The organism is Legionella bozemanae, assembly GCF_900450575.1.
GTDB lineage: Bacteria > Pseudomonadota > Gammaproteobacteria > Legionellales > Legionellaceae > Legionella > Legionella bozemanae.
The window spans coordinates 1,431,675-1,453,148 of record NZ_UGGY01000001.1 but is presented as its reverse complement, the minus strand read 5'-3'; the positions used below and the strand labels follow the sequence as shown (position 1 = coordinate 1,453,148).

Here is a 21,474-nt window from a genome sequence, read left to right as displayed (position 1 = left end):
TAATAAATAAGAGAGAATGAAATGAATGACATCTTATGGAAACCCAAAAATCCTAAAAAAAGTAAAATGTGGCAATTTATGGAATTCGCTGCCAAACAAAACGGTCAGGTTTTTGAAAATTATCAAGATTTGCATACCTGGTCTATTAAACATCCTGACTCATTTTGGCCAACACTTTGCGATTTCTTTCATGTCCAGTTTGATACTGCACCATACCAAATCCTGAATCACTATCATAATGATGAAATGATAAATGCACATTGGTTTGCTGGGGCGCAATTTAATTTCGCTGAAAAACTATTATCACGCAAAGATAAGCATCCAGCTTTAATTAGTCTTAATGAAGACAACCAAAAACAAGTAATTAGCTACGAACAATTACATGATTTGGTCGCACAATGCGCTGCGGGTTTAAAAGCAATTGGAGTTACTGCCGGCGATAGAGTAGCTGCTTTGATGCCAAATACCGCATATACAATTATTGCTATGCTCGCTACTACCTCATTAGGGGCGATCTGGTCTTCTTGTTCACCTGATTTTGGCGCTCAAGCTGCAATCGATCGATTAGGACAAATTGATCCCAAAGTATTGTTTATCTGTGATGGACATCAATATCAAGGAAAAAAACATAGCGGGACGGAAAAAATCAAACAATTGAATGATGCCATTAGCTCGCTCATCCAAATTGTAATTTGTCCTAATATAAACGAGTCCATAGATAGTTCTGCGCTGCCTAAGGCACAATATTGGAAGGATTTTCTTCGTCCAGCAAATCACTGTGAATTTGTTGCCATGCCTTTTGAACATCCAGTTTACATTATGTTCTCATCAGGAACTACTGGCAAACCTAAATGCATCGTTCATGGAGCAGGTGGAACCCTATTACAGCACATTAAAGAATTAGGATTACATACCGATCTGCAAGCTAAGGACAACTTATGCTTTTATACTACTTGTGGATGGATGATGTGGAACTGGACTGTTTCTGCACTTGCCTTAGGAGCAACACTTACTTTATATGAAGGCTCCCCGACTTACCCTGAAAGTAATCGTTTATTCGAATTAATTGAGGAAGAACAGGTCACTGTTTTTGGCACCAGTGCCAAATTTATCTCTTCTGTAGAAAAAGCAGGAGTTAAACCCAAAGAAGAGTTTGATTTAACTCACTTACGCTGCATTCTCTCTACAGGCTCACCACTTCTACCTAAAAACTATGATTACGTGTACGAACAAATCAAAGAGGATGTGCAGCTTTGTTCTATTTCAGGCGGTACAGACATCATTTCTTGTTTTGCCTTAGGTAATCCAATGCTTCCAATTTACAGAGGCGAATTGCAATGCCTTGGTCTTGGTATGGCTGTTGATGTATTTGATGAGGAAGGACATCCCGTTCGTGAAGAGCGCGGAGAATTAGTCTGTACAGCTCCCTTCCCGTCCATGCCTGTAGGTTTTTGGAATGATCCCGAAAGAACCACATATCAACGCGCTTATTTCGAACGGTTTCCTGGAGTATGGGCTCATGGTGATTTTGCAGAAATTACCGCTCACAATGGATTAATCATTTATGGGCGCTCCGATGCTGTTTTAAATCCTGGAGGTGTGCGTATTGGTACCGCTGAAATTTATAGACAAGTAGAAAAAATAGATGAAGTGGTCGACAGCATTGTAATTGGTCAAGATTGGCAAGATGATGTGCGTATCGTTTTGTTTGTTAAACTGCGTGACAACATGCAGCTTACGGAAGAGTTAATCAATAAAATACGTTTAACGATTCGTCAGAACGCCTCACCAAGACACGTACCAGCGAAAATACTGCAAGTTGAAGATATTCCAAGAACAATTAGCGGCAAAATAGTAGAGGTAGCGGTCAGACAAGTTGTTCATGGTTTACCTGTAAATAATTTGCAATCTCTGGCAAACCCTAAGGCATTAGATTATTTTAAAAATCGCGAAGAATTACAAAAATAAAAAATAATCTGGGTGCAGCGGAACCCGTGTTTAGAAATTTTATTCAGATTTAGAAACCCGGGTTCCGCTGCGCTGCACCCAGACTACTTTATTCCTTAAAAACATCAAAATATCACTAAAATCAGAAGACGTTACGTTGTTTATGCCAACAATTTGTGTATAATGTTGCAATGGCGTCGATTTGAAATTCAGCTTGCGGACGCTCAAAAAAGGGGCTCTTTTTTGAAAATACGGCTAAAGCGGATATGATTACATTCCTCTAAGTCTCCGCCCGCACGCATAATCTCAGGTTATAATAATGATTGAATTAAGTGGATTATCCAAATCCTTTTCGGGTAAATCTGTTCTGCGTGACATTAATCTATTTATCCAAGAAGGTGAAATTTTCGGAATCATTGGTAAAAGTGGTGCAGGTAAATCAACCTTATTAAGATGTATTAATCTTCTAGAACGGCCTGATGAAGGTCATGTCATCATTGATAACCAATATTTGACAAGTCTTTCAAGAAAAGATTTGGCTTTAGCCCGGCACAAAATGGCAATGATTTTTCAACAGTTCAATTTACTCAACTCGAAAAATGTTTATGACAACATTGCCCTTCCCATGCGCATTCAAGGAATTGATGAAGAAGCCATTCGGAATAAAATTGAAGAATTACTGCCAATTGTCGAATTAACCGATAAAAAGCTGGCATACCCCGCACAACTCAGCGGGGGACAAAAACAAAGAGTTGCTATTGCTCGTGCCTTAAGCTGCTCTCCTAAAATTCTGCTTTGCGATGAGGCAACCTCAGCATTAGACCCCGAAACAACCGATTCTATTTTAGCGCTGCTAAAAAAAATTAATGCGCTTTATGGCATCACTATAATCCTTATCACTCATGAAATGGATGTAGTGAAACGAATTTGTAACCGGTTGGCGGTAATGGTTGATGGCGAGTTGGTTGAAACTACCGCCCTTGCTAATGTATTTAATAAAAAAGATAGTCTGGCTCGAAATATGCTTTATGCGCAGCTCAGTCCACAATTACCTGAATGTCTTACTAAAAGACTCGCAGATTACATAACTGATAAACCTTTACTGCGCTTATTCTTCCAGGGTGAAGAAGCAACAGTACCGTTTATTAGTCAAACAAGTCGTGAGTTAAATCTAGACATTAACATCTTGCTCGCCAATATAGATCGTTATGATACAGTAACCTGTGGCGTTGTAGTTGTTGAGTTAACTGCACATCAATTTTTACTTGAAGCATTCATTGAACGCTGTGAACAAGCCAATTTAACTGTGGAGGTTTTAGGTTATGTCCTTCCCAATGGCATATGATTTATTCATTGCAACATACGAAACACTGTATATGGTAGCCATCAGTACTTTATTTGCAATTATACTCGGCTTACCTTTAGGAACCTGGCTTTATTCGTCCAGTCATATTAAACCAATGCCTAAAGTGTATAAGGCATTATCTGCCTTCATTAACATGGCACGCTCCATACCTTTTATTATTTTATTAGTAGCAATTATTCCATTCACCCGGCTTATAGTGGGTACTTCAATTGGAATGAATGCAGCGATAGTACCTCTTACTCTAGGTGCAACACCCTTTTTTGCTAGATTGGTAGATAATGTTTATCGTAGCTTGCCTTCAGGCCTTATCGAAACGGGTTATGCAATGGGTGCAAACACCCAACAAATTATCATGCACATTTTATTACCCGAAGCGAAGCCCGGGTTAATTCATGCTATTACTGTTACAGCGATTACTTTAGTCAATTATTCAGCAATGGCAGGAACCGTCGGTGCTGGCGGCTTGGGTACTTTAGCAATTAACTATGGTTACCAACGTTTTGATGCCGGAGTCATGATATCCACAGTAATTATTTTGATTGTGATGGTACAACTGATTCAAATGGCCGGAGATTATTTAGCAAAACGTTTTTTACATAACTAGGGTCGGTCTGTTTCCATTTCGCTAGCTTGAGCTAAAATGGTCTGATTTTCGAGTACTGATGCGCAGCATACACAGAGTATGTGAGCATCGAAACGCAGAAAATCAGAACAGTTTGGCCAAGATAGTAGAAATGGAAACAGACCCTGTATTATTTTTTGGAGTATTAAATGCGTATTTTAGCTTATTGCGTCTTATTATTGAGTCTTGTTGCATGCAACAAACCCTCACCAAATACTTTGGTAATAGGAACCATTGCAGGTCCTGAAACTGAACTGGTTGAAACAGCAAAAGAAGTAGCAAAGAACAAATACGACTTAAATATAAAAATTGTAACCTTCAATGATTACAATTTACCCAATGAAGCATTACAAGATGGAAGCTTGGATGCGAATGTCTACCAACACTTGCCTTATCTTAATGCAGCTATTAAAGCCCATGGATATACTTTAGAGGCGATAGGTAGAACATTTGTTTACCCCATGGGAATTTATTCCAAAAAATATACTTCGCTACAACAATTGCCGGAAAAGGCAGTAATCGCCCTCCCCAATGACCCCAGCAATGAAATGCGAGCACTGCAATTATTGGAAAAAGCACAATTGATTACCTTAAAACCGACTGAAAATACGGGTCTAAAAGATATTGCAACAAATCCACATCACCTGCAATTCAAGGAAATGGATGCCGCACAATTGCCAAGAGTTTTACCCGATGTGGATGCAGCAGTAATCAATACAACCTTTGCCTTGCCTGCAGGTCTGAATCCTTCACGTGATGCTTTATTTACTGAAGATAAGAACTCACCTTATGCCAATATCATCGTCATTCGCAGTAACACTCCTAAAAAAGAACAACTGGAGCTTTTTGTTAAGGCATTAAACTCTGAAGAGGTTAAAGAAAAAGCTAAAACTTTATTTGGAGACTCCGCTATTCCTGCCTGGTAGAATCTATTTAGATTTTTTATATAACCCGGGTGAAGGCAAAGCCGTCACCCGGGGTTTTAAAATAGGTTTCCTTTGTTCCAATCCTCATCGTACCGCTCTCGCGAACATCAACATATATTGGGTGACCATCAAATTAACAGAAAGAAGACATTGTCATTCCTGTGAGGGCAAGAACTCATCCATGATGAAGCACATTGCCAATATAAAAACGGATCCCCTACTCGAGGATGACAGAATTACTTGCAAATTGAGTAAAATGAAATAGTAAATGCTCTTAGCTTGACAGCCATAGCATACAGCTCAGCCTGCGCTTGTTTTAAGCAAGATTAGCCGAGCATTTATCTGTTCATGTCATGCATAAAGCACAATAAGCGGTAAAAAAGAGCGATTTGTTTACCCAATCTTAACAATCCTTACCATTTAGGCCTAATCCTATCTTAATGAATAAGTGTTATACTTCATAAAAGTGTTATACTTTATAAAAAAGAGCTCCTGAGGTACCATTCTATGCCTTCATTTAGACAAGCATTTTATAATATATTAAAATCTAGAAGATTTTTGGATCAATTTAGTCCCGAAGAACAGGAAAGAATTTATCAAAAATACCGCGACTCTATTGGGTTAACTCAAGACGTAGCTAAAGACATGGGGGCTGGGGCTTTTAAGGCTCATGCTGATAAGCGAATCCAAGATTTTTCAGGTTTTAAAACACAAGTAGGTTCAGAAAAGGAAGATACCTTTGCAAAACTAATCCAAGGAGATGATCCTGCTGAGAAAAAAGAAGTTAGAACAAAACTCGAAGGACTATTGAAACCTCAAAAGTTTTATACAGACGCTCAAGAAACATATAAAGATTCAATGGAGTTCTTTAAAAAACGGGTCAACCAAATCCCTGAGCTTTCCGTAGAGCAAATTCGAGGCTATCTTGAACAAATTAATCAGAGGGGTAGAAAAGCGATAGAAGCTCAGCAAAAAAAAGAACTAGAAGATTTTAAAGCTGAACTTAATACCCCTGAATTTTCAAAAAAAATCGAAAAAGCCTTAGGCAAAACTCCTGATGAAGTAGAAAAAATAAAAAAAGATTTAATAGCAGAGATGGAAAAAAACCATACAGATCAACTTACTGCATTTAACGACTCGGCAAAAGCAAACCTGACTATACTCGATAAAGCCTCTGCTCTTGAAAAAAAACGTCTTATCTTCACTGGTCAATTGGAAAGTTGGCAAGATCAACTCAGCTCCTCCCAAAGAGATGAAATGGAGCGGGAAATGGCACTGGCAAGGGCGGAGAGTCTTAAAAGACGAGGTATGGAAGCGCCAACTAGAAATACACGCGCTTATGTAGATTGTGAAAAAGGTACAATCTCCGCCATAAATCCAGAAGATTTAAATTTTATCATTTCCTTATCAGGTAAAAAGCTGCACCATACCAAAGGGAAAGATGGCGAACCCGGTCTTTGGACTGCAACTATGCCATCCCGCATCTTATCTCCCTTTTACTATTTAAGTAATAAAGAATTGCCCAAGGTAGACATGTTGACTATGGCTCAAGCAGTAAGAGCCTCTGGCTTTGATTCAATCACCATGACTATTAATTTCGAAGATGAGAAGACTCGAAAACAAAGAGCAAGACAAGCTTATGAAGCGGCACTCGAAGCAGGCTTTGAGCCAGGTCCACTACCTGGAGAAGAAAAGAAAGATGAAAAAGAGCAAGTAAGAGGTATTCATCTAAAAGATGGATCTGGCAAGGAAATTAAGCCCGAAGAAATCTTCTCTGCTAGCGAGTTGAGGTTACTTCATGAAAAAGCAGCTGAAAAACGTCAAAAAATTAGTAACTTACTTAAAGATGCGCCTCGACAAGAACCTTCAGAAAAACTCACTCAGCAATATCGCAAAGAAATCGATGATGGCAGGGTTCTGGCAAGAATGGCAGGTAAAACGCAGAAAGAAATAGAAGATGAACAAGAAAAAGTACATAAACAAGAAGCTGAGCACGAACAAGTGGTAAAGGGTATTACCGGTTAACTACAAATCCTGGTTTTTTGATTTTTTAAATTAAACCAGGTATTCACGCTTCGATCACTTCTCAAAACATGGTCAAAAAATTCCACTATTCCCCCAACTTAATTTCTGTTATTTTATAAGATTAACTACGGGTTAGGCTAAGGAGATAGCTATGGATACTCGTGAATTTGAAGAAGACGTGAACGACATGGAAGAGTTGGGTGTTGATACACTCCTACCTTCGGAAACAAATCCTTCAACTAAATTGGAACGAAGAAGAAGAATAGAAGACTTATTTGAAGAAAAACGCCTCCGAGAAGAACTCGCGGAATTTGGTTAGTATTGTAGCCTGGGTGCAGCGCAGCGAAACCCGGGAGAAATAGTCCTGAATCCCGGGTTTCGCTGCGCTGCACCCAGGCTACAATTGCCGCAAATTAGAAAAATAAATATCAAACCGTACTGTTTTTCCCTCTATAGCTGCATTTTCAGGCAATAAAGGTTTTATTTTTTGCGGCCATTTTACTACTACTTTTTGCTTCGTCCGAGTTATCGCCAATTGAATGAGTTCGAGTGCGTCTTCATCAGCACCGATTATTTGTTGTAATGCTTGCATTTCTTTTTTTACCAATGCCGATTTACTACGTTCCGGGTGCATGGGATCAATGTAAATAACGTCAGGGTAGTCTTGTTCTGCTAAGGAGCTCAAATAGGAATAAGCATCCCCAGCATGAAGTATCAAATGCAGTGGATGTTGCTCTAACTCATTTCTGCGAATTAAAGCATCTGACAATAAAGAAGCCATAACAGGATGACGTTCAAACATTAATACTTCAGCACCAAAACTGGCTAAAATGGCGGAATCGCGCCCCCAACCCGCAGTTGCATCAATAATTTTAAGGCCGGGAGAAGGTTTGCAGGCACGGACTAATCCTTGCTTTTTCCCCTCAGATTTTCTTTTACTCCAAAAAGCGGCACCGAACTCAGCAGAGATTGGGGAAAAACCAGCTATTTTTAATGACAGTTGATTTTCAGTAACAAAGAGACAAGCACTTGCATTTTTGTCTAAAATAAAATTCAATTGTTTTGCAATTGCCTTTGCTTTATCGTGTAGGTCTTCATGCTCATAACCTACAGCTGAAATATTCAACATATTTAAACCACAAAAAATATAAAATTGTAGAATTGTAGCCTGGGTGCAGCGCAGCGGAACCCGGGGTTGAGCGTTTTATCCATCCCCATAAATCCCGGGTTCCGCTGCGCTGCACCCAGGCTACGTACTGTATTACCCAATCTGTAATAAAGAAATATCCGCAACTCCTTGCAACAACTCCTGCAATCGTGCCAGAAGTGCTAAACGATTAGCTTTTATTGCTGGATTCTCCACCATGACCATTACTTTATCAAAGAAAAGATCTACCGGTTCTTTCAGGCTGGCAAGTAATTTAAGTAGTAGTCCATAATCAGCAGAGCGATACAAAGGTTCTACCGCTCGTGCAATTTGATTAATATGAACATATAAAAACTTCTCCGGTTCCTCTTCAAAAAGTTGTTCATTAACAGCTGACAAACTTTGTCTGCCTGCTTGAGAAAGCAGATTATTCACGCGCTTGCATGCAGCAGAAAGAGAAGCTGCTTCCGGCAGTTTCACAAACAATTGCAGCGCACTCAAACGCTTGTCCAAATCATACAGCCAATCCTCTTGGCGAGCTCGTACCGCATGTACCAAATCAATACTCAGTCCTTGGCTTTGGTAATGAGATTGCAAACGCTCCAGAATAAAAGATTTCAATTCACTCTGTAAATTAGGCTCAATAGTTATCAGGTTGCCATAATGAATAATTGCTTGTTCAATTAATGTGCTTAAATTGAGTTGTGCTGGTGTTGCAATAAGTAAACGGACAACAGCTAAAGCATGACGACGTAACTTAAACGGATCTTTTACCCCTGAAGGCTTTTGCCCTATACCAAAAATACCAACCAAAGTATCGATCCGGTCTGCTAAAGATAATGCCAACCCCAAATCAGACTCAGGTAAACTGTCCGCAGCAAAACGCGGCATATATTGTTCATTTAAAGCTTGGGCAACAATTTGATCCTCGCCATCATTGAGGGCGTAATAATATCCCATTAATCCCTGCAACTCAGGAAATTCACCAACCATTCCTGTCAACAAATCACATTTGCTTAACTGCGCTGCACGTTGTGCCTGTTGTATGTTCAAATGCATAGCAGGGCTTAAATAAGTCATTAACGCCTCAATCCGTAACGCTTTATCCTGTAAACTTCCTAGTTTGGCTTGAAAAACAACGTGTTCTGTACCCGAAATACGCTGACTTAAAGGCAGTTTTTTATCTTGTCGAAAAAAGAATGCTGCATCACTTAAACGCGCTCGCATCACTTTTTCATTCCCTAAAATAACTTGTTTTGGATTGCTACTGACAATGTTCGAAACCGTAATAAAATGGGGTAGCAATTTCCCTTGGTTATCCTTTAAAGCAAAACATTTTTGATGTGATTGCATTGAAGCAATTAAAGATTCAGCAGGAACCTCAAGAAATTCTTTTTCAAAATCAGCCATTAAAGCCTGAGGCCATTCGACAATTGAAGTCACTTCATCAAGCAAATCTTCGGGCATGATTACTGTAGCCTGAATGGACGCTGCTAACTCTTCAATTTGTTTTTTAATCATTTGCTTTCTGGTTGCAAAATCAGCAATAACAAAAGCTTCCTTCATTTGTGATTCATAACTTTGTGCCGAGTTAATTACGACGTGTTGTGGATGATGGAAACGGTGTCCTCTACTGTTACGGTCACTTTGAATTCCCAAAAGAGTATGCTCAATTACCTTGTCACCATACAGCATTACAACCCAATGCACAGGTCGCGCAAACTCTTCATCTCCTGCTCCCCAACGCATGGGTTTAGCAATCGGCAAAGCAGTCAAGGATTGACTAATTAAAGCCGGTAGCAAATCTTTGGTTTTATTACCTTGGCTTTGCGTTTCATAGACAATCCAATCCCCTTTTTCTGTTTCTATTCGGGAAAGTTGTTCCACTTCTACACCACATGATTTGGCAAAGCCAAGTAAAGCAGGTGTTGGTTTGTCCTCTTTATCGTAAGCAGCAGCTAATGCAGGGCCTCGACGGGTAACAATCTGGCTTTTTTGCTCTTCTTGCAAATCAAAAATAGTAATTGCGATACGCCTTGGTGTTGCAAAACGCTTTACTTGTCCATAGCTTAATTGTGCTTTATCCAATGCAGCCAATAATTGATTAGCAAACTCATCAGCCAAAGGCCAAACTGAACCAGAAGGCAACTCTTCACAACCCAATTCAAAAATAAAATCATTGACCATCACACACCTTCTGGTTAAGCATAGGAAAACCCAAAGCTTCGCGTGCTTGATAATAAGCCTGCGCTACTGCTCTTGATAAATGCCTTACGCGTAAAATATAACGCTGTCTTTCAGTAACGGATATCGCTTTGCGAGCATCGAGCAAGTTAAATGAGTGGGATGCTTTAATTACCATTTCATAAGCAGGAAGTGGTAATTGTAACGCGATCAGTTTTTGTGCCTCACTCTCATAATAATCAAATTGTTTAAATAATTCTTCTACATTGGCATGTTCAAAGTTATAAGCGGACATTTCCACTTCATTTTGATGGAACACATTACCATAAGTTATTGTGCCATTAGCAGTATTGCTCCAGGGAAGATCAAATAAATTATCCACTCCTAATATATACATTGCCAAACGTTCCAAACCATAAGTCAATTCACCAGTGACCGGCGCACACACCAAACCACCTGCTTGTTGGAAATAGGTAAATTGGGATACTTCCATACCGTTTTGCCAAACCTCCCATCCTAAACCCCACGCGCCTAAAGTAGGCGACTCCCAGTTGTCTTCAACAAAACGAATGTCATCTGCTAAAGGATCCACTCCCAGTGCACGTAAGGAATCCAAATATTTATCTTGTATATCTAGAGGAGAAGGCTTGAGCACTACTTGAAATTGATAATAATGTTGTACACGATTTGGGTTATCCCCATAACGACCATCAGTAGGTCTTCGGGAAGGCTGTACATAAGCAGCCGACCAGGGTTCAGGCCCTATTGCCCGCAAGAAAGTGGCCGGATGGAAAGTACCCGCACCAACTTCCATATCAAAGGGTTGTAAAATGACACATCCTTGAGCAGCCCAATATTGCTGCAAAGTGAGAATAATATCCTGAAATGTAGATGGTTTTGTCATGAAGATCTCAACATATTCTAGGTAAAAGCCGAAACCCGAATCTCGGGAGTTGTTTGCAGAGAAGAGGTATTCCCGGGTTATGGATTCCCCTTAACCCGGATTGCTACGGTACTTATGAATTACCTGCTGCTTTCTTAATTAATTCTTGTAGCGACTCTTCACTGGCAGCACCAGGTATAAACGAGGGCTCAGAACCTTCTTTAAATTGACCATTTGGAGTTGAGGCAACTATAAACGCAGGAGTCCCCATCAGATGTAACTTTTCTGCTAATTCACGGTTTGCGTCTAAAATAGCAGTTACTTCTTTGCTTTGCATATCTGTCTTAAATTTTTTCATATCCAAACCTAAAGACTTAGCAGTAGACATAATGATTTGATCATTTAAGCGTTTGTCGATAGAAATCAATGCATTATGCATGGCTTGATATTTACCTTGCATACCAGCTGCTAAAGCAGCTCTAGAAGCTAACTCAGAGCTCTTACCAAAAATTGGGAATTCTTTATAAATAACACGCAAATCACTGTCTTTCTTAATCAGGCTGTCAATAATTGGTGACATTTTTTTGCAATGAATGCATTGATAATCAAAAAATTCTACTATAGTCACATTACCTTTTGGATTACCTACAATCGTAGTTTTGCCCAGGAATAATTGATCTGTATTTTCTTTAATTGCAGATTGGGCTTGCTGCTGCATATTTTGTTGTTGTTTTTGTTGCAGAGCTTGTGACGCTTCCAAAAGCACTTCTGGATTTGCTACTAAATAGTCATGCACTACTTTTTCGATTTCTTTTTTTTGTGCATCAGACATAGGAGTTGTATTATTGGTATCTGCTGCCATAATTGCAGGTGATACTAAAGATGCTGTCAGCGCTCCTACTGTTAATAAATTTGTAAATTTCACACAGTTCCCCTTTTATTTAATAGTTAACATAATACCAACAACTTTCCAATCGGCACCCTAGCATCCGCTTGCAGAAAATTCAATAGTTCGTATGTTATTGCATAATTTTTATATCAACAAAATCCGAGAGATTATAATGCCTTACTGCAGCTAATATGTATGTAGTAAAAAACTAAGTAGCTTAAAAAGTATATCCTAATCTAACTAACATTTCATCAAGTCAAAATAAATAAAAAAATGCCAGATTGCCTTATAAATAAATATTGTATCTAAACATGAAAAAAGATGGATAAATAATTCCAGTATATTTAATCGTAAGAACCTAGTATTTTAATAAAGCGGGCTATTAAAAAAATAATAAAATTAAGGAGAAAACTTGTATGGCTTTACGGATCACAATTCCTGGTATGGCAATGATTTGTCTGTATTCTTCATTAACTACGGCTGGCGAGTCAGGTATTCAATCCATTTCTTCATCTGGTTTAAGACCCATGGCAGCAATTTTAGGTGGTTATGCCAACATTAATGCAGGTTCATCAGCAACCTATCTAGGGACAGATGACGATGTTTTTACTTATCATAACTCTGGAGGAAAAAACTCAGGTTTTATAGGAGCTTTTCTTGGCGCAGAATACCAATTGCCATACTCCGGATTTTTTCTTCAGGGAGGACTGGAATATAATTATTTTTGGCCCATATATGTCAGCGGTACTCATACGGTAGGCATAGAACCCGATACCTCAACGCTTTATACATATCAATATCGGTTCGAAACCCAGCAATTGCTTGTTTCTGCAAGATTACTAGGCACTGTTTATGAGCGATTTCATCCTTATTTAGCAGCAGGAATCGGGGCTGCCTTTAATAATACAAGCAACTACAGCACTGCAACAAATGAGACAGGTAGCATTAACCTCACCCCAATTTTTACAGATCATTCACAGACTCAATTTGGCTATAATCTGGGGGCAGGAATAGATACCAACATTAATCAACACTGGCGTTTTGGTGTAGGATACCGATTCAGTGGTTTTGGTAATGCTTCTTTAGGTCGTGGTGAAGTAGTCTTTGATGATTATCATGCACCAGTTCCATTTAAAGTAGGTGCGAGCAGTACTTATGCAAATCAGTTCATTGCTCAACTTAGTTATCTGGCCTAATTCATAGAAGATAGGAAAATTATTATGGACAAAAAACACAATATTTCTTTATCGCGCATTTCATGTGCCCTGCTTTCAGTAGTTGTCTCCAGCCAGGTATTGGCAGCCTCCAATTTAACAATTAGCCCAACACCAGGAACGACAATTCCAACCACAATTTATCCTGGAAGTACCGTCTATGCTTTTTATACTGTAACAAATAATACCCAATCCGCATTGAGTAATTATTCATTGCAAGGTTTGCCTGCCACAGTGAAACAAAATACAACCTACAGTGGCTATTGTGCTAATCCAGTAAATCTTGCAGCCCATGCCAGCTGCATTATGGAGCTTGATATTACTGGAGAAACCGTTTCAAATTTTGCTCTTTGCCGCGGTTCAAGTTGCACTACTGCTACGACACCTTTGTATGTACTTCGAGCTACGACGCCTATGCCTTTAGTTGCTCCCGGGGCATATGATTATCAAGCAGGCGGGTTTGATTATCAAGCAGGCAGGTTCTTTACTGCTCCAGCCCCAGTTTCTCGTCGTATTGGATATCCCTTAGTTGCAACAAGTTTTAATAATGGATTAAGTTGGTTGTATACCTTATCAAATAATACTGCCCAAGTTCCTGGTGGAATGAGTGAAGGGGCACTCAACAGCGCACATTGCGTTGGCACTATGTGTATTGCTTCAGGTGCTTATATAAATAGCGCAGGTTTGACCTATCCTTTAATCGCCAGCAGTACCAATGGTGGTGTCAATTGGACATACCCAGTCTCCAGTTCTCCGGCACTTCCTACAGGGGTTTCGCAAGCGCAATTTGCTACATCATCCTGTTATGGCAATACCTGTATTGCTGTAGGAGGCTACCAGTTTGGCCAAACTCCCATTCCTACCCTTAAACACGCAACAACTCCATTAGCCGCCACTCGTTTAGGATATCCCTTATTAGCAATGAGTACAAATACGGGTATCAATTGGTCGTATGTTATGCCAGGGGCTTTAGCTGCACCTAGTAATGGCGCTATCTTTACCGGCGCAAGTTGCAGTAGCAAGAGCTGTGTTGCCTCAGGTTCTTATAGTGACATTGATGGGGTTGTTTATCCATTATTAGTTATTACTACGGATAAGGGCGCTCATTGGTCTTATAAAATTGCAAAAAGCTATCCACAACTACCCAGTGATTTTGAGACTAGTTTTAACAGTAGAGGTGGTAACTTTAATGATTCAAGTTGCAGTGGTTATTTTTGTGCTGCAGCAGGTTCTTACACTGCATTAAATGCCAGTGGTAATCAGATAATATATCCCTTATTAGCATCCAGCAGTGATGGTGGAACCAGTTGGTCTTATACGATTACCAGTAGCAATCTGCCACCCAATTTTAATTCCACAGGCGCGGTTCCAAATCCCTTCCCTAGCGGCCACTTCAACAGTGCGAGTTGCAGTGGAATGAATTGTATCGCTGCAGGTTCATATAATGTATATAACCCTTCAGCGGATATAAATATTCAATACCCAATGCTCGCTTCAAGCCTTAATGGCGGAATCAGTTGGACTTATCCGATTAACAACGGAAATCCACCACCAAATTTTGATGCAGATGGGTCTCGTCTTTCCCCAGGAGGTCAATTCAACAGTGTTTCTTGTAACGGAAACATCTGTATTGGTGTAGGATCTTATTTCGCCTATGAAAGCAGTTCTGGCCAAGATGTCAGGTATCCTTTTTTGGCGCTTAGTACAGATAGCGGTGCACATTGGTCGTATAAAATTACGAACACCATGCCTCAACTGCCTAATGATTTTGATATGAATGGAGGTGGTTATTTTGACAATGCATACTGTAATGGTAGCGCGTGTATCGCCTCAGGCGCATATTTTACAACAGGGCGAACCCAGTCCGCATTATTGGCAAGCAGTAATGATGGCGGTATTACATGGGTTTACACTGTCAGTAGTAATAATCCACCGCTTCCTATCGGAACCACATACCAAAACTCTCGATTCATGGGCAAATCGAACCTTACTGCCAGAACTTTTGCTTTAAATGCAAAAAATAGGGAATTAAAATAGTTTAACCAAGATATACTTAGCCTGAGCGAAAATAAACTTCGCTCAGGAGATTAAAACCTCCAAAAAGTCACTTCTTCGCTTTATTCGAGCTTTATTTACTACCCTATTTCGATAGCTAAATTAGCATAGGCTAAAACAAGCCATTTAACACCATGCTCACTAAACCTCACTTGAACGCGAGCGTGCGCACCGCTACCTTCTACTGCTAATACTACCCCTTGACCAAATTTTGCATGGGTCACACTTTGGCCCAAAGACAATCCCGAGGTTTCTGGCGCAATGGAAGGTTTTCGAGATATGACTGGTTCTTGAAATTTCGCCTTGATATATGAATTTCATCCAGTAATTCCTAAGGTAGTTCCCTTAAAAATCGTGAGTGTCGATGATATTTTTCTCGTCCGTATTGTCGTCTTATTTCAATATAAGATAGAGCGACATGAGTTTATACTGTCAGTAGTAATAATCCACCGCTTCCTTGTTGGAGCTACGTACCTAAGCTCTCAATTCATAGGCAATCAGACCGTACTGCCGCAGCTTTTAATTTAAATGCAAAAAAATAGAAAATTAAAGTGGAGTTTTGGTTTTTACCCAAGCGGTAATCATGCATGTCAATATCTAGTAGCCTTGTTACTATGCTGAATTCAAAAAATTTAAGTCAGCAGAAATAAAAGAACTTTGCATCCAAGCTGTTGTAGGTAACAACGGCTTGGATACGGCACTGCCAACAACTTAGTACGGTTTAAATGTAGGACTAATAATCAATGCCCCTGTAATGTCTCCTGCCAGAAAACGAAAGGCATTGTACTCGGATGAGACGCTGCCAAAGGAAACAGTGAATGGAAAATTAACCCTCTTTGTTGTTTGTGTTAATTGCCAAGTCGAATTTACTCGTGCATAACTGCGAATATGGAAAGAACTTCTTTGATCTAAAGCAGCAAGTTTCGCCGCAGTATTGCTGCTGCCAATAGCTCTTTGGAAGCCAACTACTTCAAATTGATTTTGCTGATTCAGTAGGACACTAAGATAACCATCTACACCATCATCTTGAATTAGTGTGACCGGAATTAGAAAGTTGGTTTCGCCTGGATTACTCGGAGTTGCATCATCTGGGATAAACAATACAGGCACTCCATTCAGTAATGGCCAACTATTCAAGTAAGGAGTTTTAGGAAAACTAATATTCCAATCGGTCCCAACCGGTATTGCCGTAATGCCTTGGTACTGAATACTGGAATAACAGGGATTGGCAGGCAGAGGATTATTGTTAGAATCAAGCAAATTGGTGCAACTTTCATTACCTACAGCCGCATAAAGTTCATTATAATCATTACTTAACCTTGCAGTATAATTTGTTCCATCAAACGCCAAGTCCGAAAGTATCGCTACCAATGAATTTAGATTATTTAGGTAGAAGGTGCGATAATTACCTACTAAATTAACATACAATTGCGAGAAAAAATTAACTCCATTTATAGAGGTTACTTGTGGATATTGAGTTTTATACTGCGCTAAAATTGATGGGAAATAAACGGTTAATCCATAAGAGTCTGCGCGATCGAAACTATTTTTATAATATAAAACCGCTTGATTTACTGCAGAGATCACGACTTGTGATGCAGTACTTAGGTTTATATCGGAAGGAAATTGGTTACTGATTCGTTGCACAAACTCCACAAGGTCCACTAAATCAGTACTGCGATTGTCCCAAACAGAAGTATAATAATCAGCTGCTTTAAAACGATTTTTTGCAATTAATTTCCAGTTCGTAGTAGTCGTTGTATAAGGGCGAAGAGCAACGGCGAAATTTGTCATTGCCATCCTTAGATTTGATAGCTCACTCGTATCTATTAATGACAAAGTAGTAGATTCTCCTTCATTTTGCTGAGTATAACCATCAATAATCACCCGCCCAATCTCGTTTCCATTCGCATTTGGATATGCATTTAAATAGGCTAGAAAAGTATCATATTGCCAGCCACTACCTGGCTCTAGGTCTTCTGAGCCAATAAAATAATGCGTATTGGGGGCAAAACCAGATGCCGTTTCAGCATTACCCATCAGACAAGCGTCAAACCCGATGATTTCGAAAAGATTACCTGTTTTTGTTGTCACATTATTAATGACAGAAGCTAAGCTATTGATGGCAATTGCCGGTGGTAGCCTGTTTTCATCGCCACCATATCCACCATTAGGACCACCACCATGGTTCCAAAAAATAGTAATGTATCGTTCTGCCGGGTAATTTGCCAAGCCCCATTCCAAAAAATCTTGGATTACATTAGGTGCTGCCATTGGCACACTACCCAGATCTTTTAACTCAACCAGGGAGCCAGGATAAACTATTTGTCGCTTTACAGTTAAATAACCAGGAGAGTCAGCCCCTCCTGTTTGCACTATAATATTAATATTTTCAGTTGAACCCACTTTTTTCATTTGATTTATGTTAAATGTGGCATACTGATATTTTCTTTCTAAATCCGACCCAATAATGTAAACAAAAACAGTATACTTGGCTTTACTCACCTTTAATTTTATTGGGCTAGTTAAAGGAGCGCGACCACCATAATTGATACTTAAACGCCGATTTATGTTGGCGGTGGCATTTTTAATAGTGACGCTAATTGCACAACTACCATTAGGAGGCAAACTACTGCCGCAGGTAGTAGTCGTTTGAGTGACTGATGGGGGTTGAATATCTCCATCATTGACTATCTGAATATTGCGAATGGGTAAACTACGACGGACTACATTATTATGAATCACGTAGTTTAATGTTTGTTGTTGACCAATCGCGATATTGTGAATTGTTGGTACAGAAGTAAATGAAACTGGAAGTTCAGCCCAACTTGCAGCAGAACAAAGTAGTAATAAACTTAGAGAACTATAAATTCGCATCATGCACCTTTATATGAAATTAAGCTAAATAATGGATACCCAGCAACAGGGCATGGGACTCAATGGAGAAGGTGGGCGCACTGATCATAACTGCCTCACCGTTTAAAAGGCCATCATTGCTTGCGGCTATATGTCCATAATCGGTATAAAGATAACCCAATGAATAAGACAGATGCTCAGTATAATGAAAGTTAATACCAGTACCTACATTAGCAACAAGTTGTGATGTATTCTTTTTAGATAAAGATAACCCACCACCCAGCTCTTCTTCATTAGGAAAATCGTGATAGCGTAAACGTGACCATCCTTCCCCAATTCCCCCTATGAGATACAATGAAACGTGTTTATAAGTTAGAACATCTAATGACAATTGAGCTAAAAGCCGTGTGTTTTCAAAATAAAGTTGATACCGATAATTATCTAGGTTGGTTTGTTCAAATTGATAGACATTCCCATCGGCAATGTTGTCTAAAAATCCACTGTAACGAATAGCTAATCCGACCGCAAAAGCATTAAACCAAACTGAATTATTAACCAAAAAGGGCCTCTTATAATAAACCCCAAAACCTAACTCACCTGTCGTATTCGCATGCCCTTGACTTAAATTATCTGTTTCAATATCTGTAGGTGTTATGGTTGTCTGAGGAACATTAAACCAGCTGGGGCCACCTTCTAACACCCATTCAATACCTGGTTGTGCATTACTTATACCTGTACACGCAATAAAACATGCCATAATCGTTTTTTTATGAAATCGATACTTCCTTTTCATGTTCGTCCTTGGATCTCTGTAAATAAAAAAGCAATACTTTATTCTATTTCTTTGAAAATTAATACTTTTTTATAATGTCAGGAGGTTATTTGTCGTTCTGGCTTCTTAAATGGTGAATTCCTCCTGTATTATTCCTAATAGTTTAACCAGGATATGTTTAGCCTGGGCGAAAATAAAGTCTTCGCCCAGGAGATTAAAACCTCCAAAAAGTCACTTCTTCGCTTTATTCGAGCTTTATTTACTACCCTATTTCGATAGCTAAATTAGCATAGGCTAAAACAAGCCATTTGACACCATGCTCACTAAACTTCACTTGAACGCGAGTGTGCGCACCGCTACCTTCTACTGCTAATACTACCCCTTGACCAAATTTTGCATGAGTCACACTTTGGCCCAAAGACAATCCCGAGGTTTCTGGCGCAATGGAAGGTTTATTTCGAGATATAACTGGTGCTTGAAATTTCGCCTTGATACGAATTTCATCCAGTAATTCCTGAGGTAGTTCCTTTAAAAATCGTGAGGGTCGATGATATTCTTCTCGTCCGTATTGTCGTCTTATTTCAGCATAAGATAAAACGAGCTTGCGCATGGCACGCGTCATGCCCACGTAACATAAACGACGCTCTTCCTCCAAGCGTCCAGGCTCTTCTAAAGACTGTTTTCCTGGAAATATCCCCTCTTCCATACCTACTAAAAATACGATGGGGAACTCAAGACCCTTAGCAGCATGTAAGGTCATCAAGTGTACGTATCGCTCATGTTCTCCTGCCTGCATTTCTCCAGCCTCCAAAGAAGCATGTGCTAAAAATGCATTCACTAAAGGAATTTCTTCTTCTTCCTCTTGCTCATAACGAAATTGTTTTGCCGCATTGATTAATTCTTGTAAGTTATCCAGGCGGGACTCCGACTTGTCCCCTTTGATTTTGCTGAAATGAGCATACAATCCACTCAATTGAATCACTAGCGATAATTGCTCGTCCAATTCCATTGCTGCTGTATCATGTTGCAACTGTTCGATTAACCCGATGAATTTTGATAGTGCAGAACCTGCCCGTTGCGTCATTTCACCTGATTGCAATAATGTTTTTGCGGCATGCCATAAAGAGCATTGTTCTGATTTGGCATAATAACGCAGATCATCAAGCGTTTTTTCACCAATACCTCGAGTGGGGAAATTAACGACTCGCTCAAAAGCAGTATCATCATCGGGATTAACCAATAAGCGTAAATAAGCCAAGGCATCTTTTACTTCCGCACGATCAAAGAAACGTACTCCACCATAAATACGATAGGCAATGCCCGCGCGTAGTAACGCTTCCTCTAAAACCCTGGACTGGGCATTGGAGCGATATAGAATAGCAATTTCATCAGCACTTATGCCCTGATTGATCTCCATCATAATTCGTTCACAGACAAAGCGCGCTTCATCAAGCTCGTTAAAAGCACTGTAGACCAGAATTTTTTCTCCAGTAGCTCCATCTGTCCACAAATCTTTTCCCATCCGTGAATTATTATGTGTAATTAATGCATTTGCTGCATCAAGTATCGTTGCTGTTGAACGATAATTTTGTTCCAACCGAATAATTTGTGTATTTTTAAAGTCATGAGCAAATTGCTGAATATTCTCCACCTTGGCTCCACGCCAGCCATAAATGGATTGATCATCATCGCCTACGGCTAAAACAGCAGCGTGCTCACCAGCAAGAAGACGTATCCATGCATACTGAATTGTATTGGTATCCTGAAACTCATCGACCAATATTGCTTGAAAACGTTGACGATAATGGGCAAGAATTTCTGGGTTATCGCGCAATAACTCGTGGGTTCGCAATAACAATTCCGCAAAATCAATCACTCCCGCTGTCCGACAGGCTTGCTCATACGCACTATAAATGTTGAGCAATGTTTTACCTGGCCCATAAGACAAAGTATGTACGTGTTGAGGTCGTATCCCTTCATCCTTGCGTCCATTAATAAAGGATTGGGCCTGTTTTACTGGCCATTGTTCTGCGTCAAGATTTAATGAGCCAATTACTCGCTTTATTAAACGTGCCTGATCTTCAGAATCTAAAATATGAAATAGCTCAGGTAAATTAGCTTCTTTATAATGTCGGCGGAGCAAACGATGACACAGACCATGAAAAGTTCCAACCCATAATCCTAAAACAGGGGTACTTAACATACTGTTTAATCGAGTCCTCATTTCACCAGCAGCTTTATTAGTAAAAGTTACTGCAAGTATCCCATGCGGCGAAATATGCTCTTCTTCAATGAGCCAGGCAATGCGACTGACTAAAACTTTCGTTTTACCACTTCCAGCCCCAGCGAGGACCAGCGTATTACCGAGCGGGGAAGTAACTGCTTCATGTTGTCGTTCATTCAATCCTTTAAGAATTGCAGCAAGTGTCATAAATAAATTCCAGGAAAAATAGATGCTGTATTCTATTAATAGATCCTACTTTCTCGCAAGCAAAAGAAAATTGGAGCTATACTCACTATAAGTATAAACCTTGTTTTAAAGTGAATACTTATTGCTTTCAAACGCTTCCCAGAGCAAAATAAAACAA

The 21,474-nt window shown here is 39.6% G+C and carries 15 protein-coding genes and 1 pseudogene; 8 read left to right on the top strand and 8 right to left on the bottom strand.

The genetic code is table 11. The features are described 5' to 3' along the window. Positions 1-21: 21 nt before the first annotated feature. From DY223_RS06255 to DY223_RS19225, 6 genes are all read left to right on the top strand, one after another. On the top strand, positions 22-1,968 hold the full coding sequence (locus DY223_RS06255) for an acetoacetate--CoA ligase (RefSeq protein WP_058459119.1): 1,947 nt from the start codon (positions 22-24) through the stop codon (positions 1,966-1,968). A 298-nt stretch (positions 1,969-2,266) separates the two neighbouring features. Beyond that, entirely contained in the window at positions 2,267-3,292 is a 1,026-nt protein-coding gene (locus DY223_RS06250) for a methionine ABC transporter ATP-binding protein (RefSeq protein ID WP_058459118.1), read from the top strand. Next, positions 3,270-3,917 (top strand): methionine ABC transporter permease, encoded by a 648-nt coding sequence (locus DY223_RS06245; protein ID WP_058459117.1) that lies wholly within the window; start codon positions 3,270-3,272, stop codon positions 3,915-3,917. Before DY223_RS06250 ends, DY223_RS06245 begins: the two co-directional genes overlap by 23 nt. A 167-nt stretch (positions 3,918-4,084) precedes the next feature. Next, entirely contained in the window at positions 4,085-4,861 is a 777-nt protein-coding gene (locus tag DY223_RS06240; protein ID WP_058459116.1) for a MetQ/NlpA family ABC transporter substrate-binding protein, read from the top strand. Between the two features lie 507 nt (positions 4,862-5,368). Then, entirely contained in the window at positions 5,369-6,886 is a 1,518-nt protein-coding gene (locus DY223_RS06235) for a hypothetical protein (RefSeq protein WP_058459115.1), read from the top strand. Between the two features lie 151 nt (positions 6,887-7,037). Next, a complete protein-coding gene (locus DY223_RS19225; RefSeq protein WP_165483270.1) occupies positions 7,038-7,205 on the top strand; it encodes a PA3496 family putative envelope integrity protein in 168 nt (55 codons plus the stop codon). Positions 7,206-7,283: 78 nt separating this feature from the next. Here the strand turns inward: DY223_RS19225 and DY223_RS06230 are convergent, their stop codons facing one another. The 4 genes from DY223_RS06230 to DY223_RS06215 all read right to left on the bottom strand — a co-directional run bounded on the left by DY223_RS06230 (position 7,284) and on the right by DY223_RS06215 (position 12,025). Beyond that, on the bottom strand, positions 7,284-8,015 hold the full coding sequence (locus DY223_RS06230) for a class I SAM-dependent methyltransferase (protein ID WP_058459114.1): 732 nt from the start codon (positions 8,013-8,015) through the stop codon (positions 7,284-7,286). 132 nt (positions 8,016-8,147) lie between these two features. Next, positions 8,148-10,220 carry a glycine--tRNA ligase subunit beta gene (glyS, locus tag DY223_RS06225; protein WP_058459113.1) on the bottom strand — a complete coding sequence of 691 codons (2,073 nt, stop codon included), beginning with the start codon at positions 10,218-10,220 and terminating at the stop codon, positions 8,148-8,150. Continuing rightward, positions 10,210-11,121 (bottom strand): glycine--tRNA ligase subunit alpha, encoded by a 912-nt coding sequence (gene glyQ, locus DY223_RS06220; protein WP_058459112.1) that lies wholly within the window; start codon positions 11,119-11,121, stop codon positions 10,210-10,212. The genes glyS and glyQ overlap by 11 nt, the downstream gene beginning before the upstream one ends. A 112-nt stretch (positions 11,122-11,233) precedes the next feature. Next, complete coding sequence (locus DY223_RS06215) at positions 11,234-12,025, bottom strand: DsbA family protein (RefSeq protein WP_058459111.1); 792 nt, start codon at positions 12,023-12,025, stop codon at positions 11,234-11,236. Positions 12,026-12,405: 380 nt separating this feature from the next. Between DY223_RS06215 and DY223_RS06210 the strand changes: the two genes are divergently transcribed. Together DY223_RS06210 and DY223_RS06205 are read left to right on the top strand one after the other, a co-directional pair. Beyond that, on the top strand, positions 12,406-13,185 hold the full coding sequence (locus DY223_RS06210) for an outer membrane protein (RefSeq protein ID WP_058459110.1): 780 nt from the start codon (positions 12,406-12,408) through the stop codon (positions 13,183-13,185). Between the two features lie 24 nt (positions 13,186-13,209). Beyond that, positions 13,210-15,240, top strand: coding sequence for a hypothetical protein (locus DY223_RS06205; RefSeq protein ID WP_058459109.1), 2,031 nt, complete (start codon positions 13,210-13,212; stop codon positions 15,238-15,240). Positions 15,241-15,338: 98 nt separating this feature from the next. Here the strand turns inward: DY223_RS06205 and uvrD (DY223_RS19795) are convergent. The 4 genes and pseudogenes from uvrD (DY223_RS19795) to uvrD (DY223_RS06185) all read right to left on the bottom strand — a co-directional run. Then, positions 15,339-15,676, bottom strand: a pseudogene (gene uvrD / locus DY223_RS19795) (DNA helicase II); the annotation flags it as partial. A 293-nt stretch (positions 15,677-15,969) separates the two neighbouring features. Then, entirely contained in the window at positions 15,970-18,138 is a 2,169-nt protein-coding gene (locus DY223_RS06195; RefSeq protein WP_082642429.1) for a clostripain-related cysteine peptidase, read from the bottom strand. 16 nt (positions 18,139-18,154) lie between these two features. Beyond that, positions 18,155-18,907: a polysaccharide deacetylase family protein gene (locus DY223_RS06190; RefSeq protein WP_115684290.1), complete on the bottom strand. Its 753-nt coding sequence runs from the start codon at positions 18,905-18,907 to the stop codon at positions 18,155-18,157. 241 nt (positions 18,908-19,148) lie between these two features. Further along, positions 19,149-21,317, bottom strand: coding sequence for a DNA helicase II (uvrD, locus tag DY223_RS06185; protein WP_058459106.1), 2,169 nt, complete (start codon positions 21,315-21,317; stop codon positions 19,149-19,151). Between the last annotated feature and the right edge of the window lie 157 nt (positions 21,318-21,474).